At 45.1% G+C, this 1,155-nt stretch carries 4 protein-coding genes; all 4 read right to left on the bottom strand.

Annotation, left to right across the window (positions count from 1 at the left end; genetic code table 11):
• Window positions 1–207 precede the first annotated feature (207 nt).
• Window positions 208–378, bottom strand: coding sequence for a hypothetical protein (locus tag Q0140_RS02250; protein ID WP_297961321.1), 171 nt, complete (start codon window positions 376–378; stop codon window positions 208–210).
• 194 nt (window positions 379–572) lie between these two features.
• Window positions 573–713 carry a hypothetical protein gene (locus Q0140_RS02245; RefSeq protein WP_297961318.1) on the bottom strand — a complete coding sequence of 47 codons (141 nt, stop codon included), beginning with the start codon at window positions 711–713 and terminating at the stop codon, window positions 573–575.
• Window positions 714–726: 13 nt separating this feature from the next.
• The gene (locus tag Q0140_RS02240) at window positions 727–930 is read right to left on the bottom strand and encodes a hypothetical protein (protein WP_297961314.1); all 204 of its coding nucleotides are present in this window, start codon (window positions 928–930) and stop codon (window positions 727–729) included.
• Window positions 931–975: 45 nt separating this feature from the next.
• A partial coding sequence (locus Q0140_RS02235; protein ID WP_297961312.1) for an AIR synthase-related protein occupies window positions 976–1,155 on the bottom strand: 180 nt, incomplete at its 5' end.

Raw genomic sequence — 1,155 nt, 5'->3', positions numbered from 1 at the left:
GGTGCTAAATGAGGTCATAGACGTAGCCGCGACAAACGCCAAAGCGTGGAATATGGCGGAGCTTTACAGCCGCGAAAATATCGCTAAAATTTTAGATTTTGCAAAATAAGGCGCGAGCTCATAGATAAAATTTAAACAGAAAGGGCGAGCGATCGCCCTTTTCCGAAAAAGCAGGCGGCAGTGTGGGTGCGCTAGCGATTAGCCTTTCTAAAAAATAATCGGCTGCGCGGATAGCGAGATGATCGCCTTGTATCCTTTAAGTCCGCGAGGCTCGCTGTAAGAGGGCAGAGGCGATAGTGGCGCATCTAAATTTAAAGCGCAGACGACTGCGAATCGAACGCAAAATTTAGCTATGTTTGGAAGGGTAAATTTTGCCACATAATACTTGCGCCAAATTTGATGCGCAAGTCTCGCAATAAATTTTACTCCAGCGCGAAGTTTTGCCGCGTTTAATGGCTTTGCTTAAACGCTCTTATCCTGCGCTATCTAAAAATTCGTTCGTTAAATTTTTAATCTCGGTTTTATATTTGTGATTGCGAAATTTGCTTTTGCGTGCCGCTGCGTATTTAAATTTATCCCTCGATGCTAAGTAGATCGCCGAAAATTTCTTTGCAATACTGAATGAAGCGTTTGGGAATTTTGATGCCGCGAATATCCACGGCGATGACGCTATCTTGGACTTCAAAAACGATAAGCTCGCCAGTGATTTTCACAGCCTTGCAGCCGTTATAGCACACGTCGCCTACACTTGGCATATGAGCCGTTATGCGGTGCGTCTGCGTCCTCGTACCGTCCGAGCTTGATCGGTCTTTGGAAAAGCAGATAGTTTTTATAGTCGTACTTATCGTCCGCAAGGCCTATCATATAATAATTTTCGGCGCTGTTTTTGGAAGCGGTCACGATACCTGCTTTAAAATTTAGTCTAAACATAAACTCTGCTTTGACAAAAAGCGGCAAATTTTACCGCTTCAAAATTTACACGAGCTGCACGCCCCTGCCTTTTACGACCTCGCCGATAACGTAGCCATCGGTGTTTGACAGCACAAAGTCCGCGTTTTCTTTCGGAGCAATGACGATCATGCCAACGCCCATGTTAAACGTCCTCATCATCTCGGCAGGCTCCACTTTTTGCGCGATGATTTTAAAGATCTCAGG

Source organism: uncultured Campylobacter sp., from assembly GCF_938045405.1.
GTDB lineage: Bacteria > Campylobacterota > Campylobacteria > Campylobacterales > Campylobacteraceae > Campylobacter_B.
This window is presented reverse-complemented; position numbering and strand designations above follow the sequence as displayed.

Coding starts and splice junctions, on each gene's coding strand:
- Q0140_RS02240 (WP_297961314.1), bottom strand. CDS start 930: ATGTTTAGACTAAATTTTAAAGCAGGTATCGTGACCGCTTCCAAAAAC.